This is a genomic window from Pseudomonas sp. HMWF006 (genome assembly GCF_003061205.1).
Classification (GTDB): Bacteria; Pseudomonadota; Gammaproteobacteria; order Pseudomonadales; family Pseudomonadaceae; genus Aquipseudomonas; species Aquipseudomonas monsensis.
Genome location: NZ_QAIU01000310.1, coordinates 426 through 6,788, shown reverse-complemented (window position 1 = coordinate 6,788; position 6,363 = coordinate 426). Strand labels below are relative to the sequence as shown.

Annotated in this window: 4 protein-coding genes and 2 pseudogenes; 3 read left to right on the top strand and 3 right to left on the bottom strand. The window is 60.7% G+C overall.

Translation table 11 applies throughout. The annotated features are described in order from the left end of the window. Window positions 1–716 (top strand): annotated as a pseudogene (locus DBR24_RS32075) (hypothetical protein); the annotation flags it as partial. Between the two features lie 25 nt (window positions 717–741). Next, window positions 742–1,986: a metallophosphoesterase gene (locus DBR24_RS12725; RefSeq protein WP_128614931.1), complete on the top strand. Its 1,245-nt coding sequence runs from the start codon at window positions 742–744 to the stop codon at window positions 1,984–1,986. A gap of 122 nt (window positions 1,987–2,108) precedes the next feature. On the opposite strand, the gene gbcA is transcribed toward DBR24_RS12725, so the two are convergent. Next, window positions 2,109–3,404: a glycine-betaine demethylase subunit GbcA gene (gene gbcA, locus DBR24_RS12720; protein ID WP_123469387.1), complete on the bottom strand. Its 1,296-nt coding sequence runs from the start codon at window positions 3,402–3,404 to the stop codon at window positions 2,109–2,111. A 284-nt stretch (window positions 3,405–3,688) separates the two neighbouring features. Between gbcA and gbcB the strand changes: the two genes are divergently transcribed. Continuing rightward, window positions 3,689–4,789 (top strand): glycine-betaine demethylase subunit GbcB, encoded by a 1,101-nt coding sequence (gbcB, locus tag DBR24_RS12710; RefSeq protein ID WP_007962605.1) that lies wholly within the window; start codon window positions 3,689–3,691, stop codon window positions 4,787–4,789. Between the two features lie 188 nt (window positions 4,790–4,977). On the opposite strand, the gene DBR24_RS12705 is transcribed toward gbcB, so the two are convergent. Together DBR24_RS12705 and DBR24_RS32070 are read right to left on the bottom strand one after the other, a co-directional pair. Next, on the bottom strand, window positions 4,978–5,802 hold the full coding sequence (locus DBR24_RS12705; RefSeq protein ID WP_128614930.1) for an NAD(P)-dependent oxidoreductase: 825 nt from the start codon (window positions 5,800–5,802) through the stop codon (window positions 4,978–4,980). A gap of 195 nt (window positions 5,803–5,997) precedes the next feature. Continuing rightward, window positions 5,998–6,363 (bottom strand): annotated as a pseudogene (locus DBR24_RS32070) (beta-eliminating lyase-related protein); the annotation flags it as partial.

Below are 6,363 nucleotides of genomic sequence, written 5' to 3'. Positions count from 1 at the left end.
CGCAAGTGTGGAACCAGAAACCACGGGAATCGATGTACCTGCACTGGGACGGCAATAACAACAAGATTCACGAACGCAACTACGCTGCCGCGATGGCCGTGGGCGCGACGCCGGAATCGGTGCTGCCGCCGAGCTTCAACCGGGTGACCAACTGGCTGCTCGGGCACAAGGCGCCGGCGTGGCCGTGGGCACTGGATCAGGCGAAAGTCGCCCAGGGCAAACCGGTCTGGGAGGCCAATTGCGCCGGTTGTCATGATTTCGGCCGCGCCGACACCGGGCAGGTCACCACCGACATCGACCAACTCGGCACCGATCCGCATCGGCTCGACTCGTTCACCACCGGTCTGGTGACGGCGTTCCACACCTTCAAGAAACCGCCGTTCGACTTCGGTGCGTATCGCAAGACCCAGAGCTACAGCAACACGCCGACTGACGGCATCTGGCTGCGCGCGCCGTACCTGCATAACGGGTCGGTGCCAACCCTGTGGGATCTGCTGCAACCGCCGGAAAAACGCCCGGTGGTGTTCTACACCGGCTCCGACGTCTACGACCCGGCCAACGTCGGTTTCGTCACCAGCGGCGCCCAGGCCAAAGCCTCGGCGGACTTCAAATACGACACCCGGCTGGAGGGCAACCACAACAGCGGTCACCTGTACGGGACGCAGCTGTCGGACGCCGACAAGCGTGCGTTGATCGAATTCATGAAAACCCTGTGAGCCCTTACGGATAGAGGATTACGCCATGTCAGCGGTCGGTCATCTGAAACACGAATACGACAAGGTCAAAGTGCGCATTCACGGCTTGTTCACGCGCATGGAGATGGCCTGGATGAAGCTCGTCAGCGAACTGGAGCCGCACGAGTTTCAGGCCATCATCAAGCTGCTGCAGCGCGGGCACGATCAGGCACAGTACGTGCTGAAAAACGGCGAGTTGCCGGACGACGAACCGAGCGTACCCTGGGAGCTGTCCCACGGTTTGTCGATCCTGCGCATCGGCGGTGCTGCGCCCTTGCCGCAGTCGAGTGATCAACTGCAAACCCGGGTGCTCAAGGACGGCAGCCTGCTTGGGTGTCGCAAGTGGGAACTGCTGGATCTGCTGTGGAGCGAGGCGCTGCTCAAATGGATCGAAAACCTGCGCCATCACGCAACCTTCGGCACCGACCCGGCGGTGGTGCAAATGGAGCGCGACGTGACCCTGGCCATCGCCGGCGATTGGGGCACCGGTCCCTTCGACAGCCACGCACCGGCGGTGTCGGTGGCCAACCAGATGCAGCTGGCGCAGGCGGATTTCACCATTCATCTGGGCGACGTTTACTACGCCGGCAGTCACTCCCAGGAGGACGTCGACATGGCCGGTTGGCCGATGGGCAGCCATGGCTCGTTCACCCTCAACTCCAACCACGAGATGTACAGCGGCGCCCACGGCTACTTCAAGGAACTGGCCAAGCGTTTTCCGGGGCAGCAGGGCACCAGTTACTTCGCCTTGATCAATGACGACTGGCTGGTGGTCGGGCTGGATTCGGCGTATGCCTCGGATGCGATGAACCTGTACATGGACGGCACCCTCAACGAACCGCAGATCCAGTGGCTGAAAGGCCTGCCGAAACGCAAGAAAATCATGGTGCTCAGCCATCATCAGGGCTTCGATATTTCCGGGCACAACAAGACTGCGCTGTATCAACCGGTGTGCGATGCGCTGGGGCGGGAGCCGGATTATTGGTATTGGGGGCATCTGCATAACGGCATCGTCTATGCGCAGCAGGGCGGTTTGCATGCGCGCTGTGCCGGGCACGGGGCGATTCCCTATGGCAATGCCAGCGAGCTGAACGGGCATTCGCGGGTGTTGTGGTCGGAGACGCAGGATGCCAACGATCCGGCGTATCCGCTGCGGGTGCTGAATGGCTACGCGAAAATCAGGTTGGTGGGGGAGGAGATATTTGAGGAGTTTATTGGCGAGGATGGATCGGTGAGGTGGTCATCCAAATAAGGCGGTGACTCGGCCGGCCTCTTCGCGAGCAAGCTCGCTCCCACAGTGGTCTGCGGTGTTAACAGAATTTGTGTACACCGCCAGTCCCTGTGGGAGCGAGCTTGCTCGCGAAGCTTTTGCTTTTAGCCCTGGACAGGAACGCCTTTGAGGTACGGCGCCGGCTCGGCGCCGAGGTTGCTCAGCATCCGCTCGCTGTACCAGTCGACGAAGTTGACCACGCCAAACTCATAGGTCTTGGAGTAAGGCCCAGGCTGGTAAGCGGTGGAGTTGATCCCGCGCTGGTTCTCTTCGGCCAGACGACGATCCTGATCGTTGGTCGCGTCCCACACCTGGCGCATGCGCTCTACGTCGTAATCCACGCCTTCGACCGCATCCTTGTGCACCAGCCATTTGGTGGTGACCATGGTTTCCTGGGCGCTGATCGGCCACACGGTGAAGACGATGATGTGGTCGCCCATGCAGTGGTTCCACGAGTGCGGCAGGTGCAGAATGCGCATCGAGCCGAGGTCGGGGTTCTTGATCCGGCCCATCAGTTTCGCGCAGCCCTGTTTGCCGTCCATGGTCATCGACACGGTGCCCTTGAGCAGCGGCATGCGCACGATACGGTTGCGCAGGCCGAAACTGGCGTGGGCGTAAGGGATTTTCTCGGCTTCCCAGGCAGCGGCGGAGGCGGCGACGTGATCCTTGAACGCCTGATCGGCGCGCGGGTCAGTGACGTCGTCCCATTCCAGCAGGGTTTTCAGCAGTTCCGGGTGCGACGCGTTGCAGTGGTAGCACTCGCGGTTGTTTTCCAGCACCAGTTTCCAGTTGGCCTTTTCCATCAAGGTGGTGGTGATCGCCACCTTGGTGTTCTCCATGTCGTACGGTTCCATGTAGTGGTTCAGCGTCGACAGGAAGTCATCAATGGCCGGTGGATTGTCCGCCAGGCTGATGAAGATGTAGCCGCCGGCGGTCTTCACGTTCACCGGTTTGAGGCCGTACTGCTTCATGTCGAAATCGGCGCCCATTTCGGTACCGGCAAACAGCAGTCGACCGTCCAGTTCATACGTCCACTGGTGGTAGTGGCAGACCAGTTTGGCGACCTTGCCTTTTTCGCTGGTGCACAGGCGCGAGCCACGGTGGCGGCAGACGTTATGGAAGGCATGCACCACGCCGTCGCCGCCACGAATGACGATGATCGGGTTCTTGCCGACCTGCAGGGTCAGGTAGTTGCCCTTGGCCGGGATCTCGCAGGTCATGCCGGCGATCAGCCATTCCTTCTGAAAGATCTCCTGCATGTCGATATCGAACAGGCGCTCGTCGCTGTAAAACGGCTGTGGCAGCGAAAAGGTGCGCTCGCGCTCCTGGAGCATTTGTGCGGTGGCCTTGCGTGCGGGTTCCAGCGGATCGCCCAGGCTGATTTTTGCGGTGACGTCCATCAATGTGATCCTCGAGGCCATTCTGTGTGGCCGATGAAAAGTGGCTGATCAGGGGTGCTACGCAAGGTGTAAAGGATTCGTCTTGGTGTGAGGCGAGTGTGGGGCCGGCGCTGCCCGGAACCTTATCCATGGGCGACATGGTGCAATCTGTTCCCGACGCGCAACCCCCGGCGGTTGGGGGCTGGTCGCGATAAGTATGCCGATGTCGCGGATAGGTAAACGGGCGGTCCGCGCTATACGCAGAATCGCCACATGAAGGCCGACAGTCGGCCGTGGAGAACAGCATGTCCAACAGCTTCCTGAATCCGGTCACCACCCAGACCTGGGCCAATGGCCGACACATCGTCCGTTGCGTCAAAGTCATCCAGGAAACCTGGGACGTGCGCACCTTCTGTTTCATGGCCGACCAGCCGATCCTGTTCTTCTTCAAGCCCGGGCAGTTCGTGACCCTGGAGCTGGAAATCGACGGTCAGCCGATCATGCGTTCGTACACCATTTCCAGTTCGCCGTCGGTGCCGTACAGCTTCTCGGTGACCATCAAGCGCGTGCCGGGCGGCAAGGTCTCCAACTGGCTGCACGACACGTTGCATGAAGGCCAGGAGCTGGCGGTGCACGGGCCGGTCGGGCTGTTCAACGCCATCGACTTCCCGAGCCCGAAAGTGCTTTACCTCAGCGGCGGCGTGGGGATCACCCCGTGCATGTCGATGGCGCGCTGGTTCTACGACACCAACGCCAACGTCGACATGACGTTTATTCACAGCGCCCGCTCGCCGAAAGACATCATTTACCACCGCGAGCTGGAACACATGGCGTCGCGGATCGACAACTTCAGCCTGCACCTGATCTGCGAGAAGCATGGTCTGGGTGAACCGTGGGCCGGTTATCGCGGCTACCTCAATCACAAAATGCTCGAACTGATGGTGCCGGACTTCCTCGAGCGCGAAGTGTTCTGCTGCGGCCCGACGCCGTACATGACCGCGGTCAAGCGCCTGCTCGAAGCCGCCGGCTACGACATGTCGCGCTATCACGAGGAGTCCTTCGGCGCCACACCACCGGAAGCCCGCGCCGATGCAGTGGAGCAAGCCGAACAGGCCGCCGAGGCGCCGGAAATAGATGCGGCGGATCTGCATCAGGTCGAATTCACCGCGTCCGGCAAAAGCATTCGCGTGGCCCCGGGCGAAACCGTGCATGCGGCGGCGGCCAAGCTTGGTTTGATGATCCCGAAAGCCTGCGGCATGGGCATTTGCGGCACGTGCAAGGTGATGAAGCTGGGCGGCGAGGTGGAGATGGAGCACAACGGCGGGATCACCGAGGACGATGAGGCGGAAGGGTTTATTCTTTCGTGCTGCAGCGTGCCGAAGGGCGACGTGCGTATCGAATTCTGATCGGTAACCCTCACCCCAGCCCTCTCCCAGAGGGAGAGGGGGCCGACCGAGGTGTCTGGCGTTCAACATCGACCTGAAAGACCTTATCGAGTATGGATTCGGTAAAGCAGTTTCACGTCGGCGTAATTCTCAAATATCCCCCAATCAGTCCCCTCTCCCTTTGGGAGAGGGCTAGGGTGAGGGGCTTTTCAGTCGATAAACAAATCCGGCATCAGTGCCGCGTCGCTTTCTCGATCAAAGCGATATTGATCGAACTCAGCCACACCGCTCTCACGCAAAATCTCTTCATCAACCAACAATCGCCCAGTGATCTGCCGCCCGCTGCTGCTCAGAATCACATGCGCCGCATCCGCCATGATCGCAGGCGTGCGCGCCTGTTTGAACGACTCGCGATTGCCCAGCTGAAACTCGATCGCCGCTGTGGCAATCATCGTCTGCGGCCACAGCGAATTGACGCTGATCCCGTAACTGGCGAATTCCTCGCTCATGCCTACGGTCAGCATGCTCATGCCGTACTTGGTCACGGTGTAGGGGCTGAACTGCGCAAACCATTTGCTCGCCAGGTTCAGCGGCGGTGACAGGTTGAGGATGTGCCCGGCCGATTTTTTCAGATAGGGCAGGGCCGCCTGGCTGCACAGCAACACGGCGCGGGTGTTGATCTGGTGCATCAGGTCGAAGCGCTTGAGTTCGATGTGTTGCACGCCAGTCAGCTTGATCGCCCCGGCGTTGTTCACCAGCGCATCAATGCCGCCGAAATGCTCGTTGGCCTGGGCCAGTGCCTGACGCACGGCGTCGTCATCACGCACATCCACTTGCAGCGCCAGGGCCTTGCCGCCGGCGGCTTCGACTTCGGCGGCGACGCTGTGGATGGTGCCGGGCAGCTTGGCGTGGGGTTCGGCGCTTTTAGCGGCGATGACGATATTGGCCCCGTCCTTCGCGGCGCGCAGCGCAATCTCACGCCCGATGCCACGGCTGGCGCCGGTGATGAACAGTGTTTTGCCTTGTAACGACATGCCGATGCTCCTGCTTATTGTTAGGTGAGCGGAGGCTCGACAGACACTGTAGACCAAGTCTTTCTGGGCACGAGGAAGGAGGATTGAGGATGCTTGGGGGAGTGGCGGTTGTGGCAAGGGGATAAATCCCCTTTCCACAGGGGGCTCCCCTCATGACAGGGAGTCCCTCACAGGGAGTTCATTTGCTCAAAAAAGTCAGGCGGACATGACTTCGCGGATGTCGCGGGCCAGTTCGCGTACGCGTTCTTCTTCGGTGTCCCACGAGCACATGAAGCGCGCGCCGCCCTTGCCGATGAAGGTGTAGAAGCGCCAGTTCTTTGCAGTCAGGGCGGCGATGGCCGGTTCCGAGAGTTGCAGGAACACGCCGTTGGCCTGGACCGGGAACATCAGTTCCACGCCCGGGATGTCGCTGACCAGTTCGGCCAGTAATTGCGCGCAATGGTTGGCGTGGCGGGCATATTTGAGCCAGGCGTCGTTTTCGAGGATGCCGACCCACGGTGCCGAGAGGAAGCGCATTTTCGACGCCAGTTGCCCGGCCTGTTTGCAGCGGTAATCGAAGTC

What these genes read in the sequence shown, in the direction of transcription:
- gbcA (WP_123469387.1), bottom strand. Translation starts at nt 3,404, where the DNA reads ATGGACGTCACCGCAAAAATCAGCCTGGGCGATCCGCTGGAACCCGCA.
- DBR24_RS12725 (WP_128614931.1), top strand. Translation starts at nt 742, where the DNA reads ATGTCAGCGGTCGGTCATCTGAAACACGAATACGACAAGGTCAAAGTG.
- DBR24_RS12705 (WP_128614930.1), bottom strand. Translation starts at nt 5,802, where the DNA reads ATGTCGTTACAAGGCAAAACACTGTTCATCACCGGCGCCAGCCGTGGC.
- gbcB (WP_007962605.1), top strand. Translation starts at nt 3,689, where the DNA reads ATGTCCAACAGCTTCCTGAATCCGGTCACCACCCAGACCTGGGCCAAT.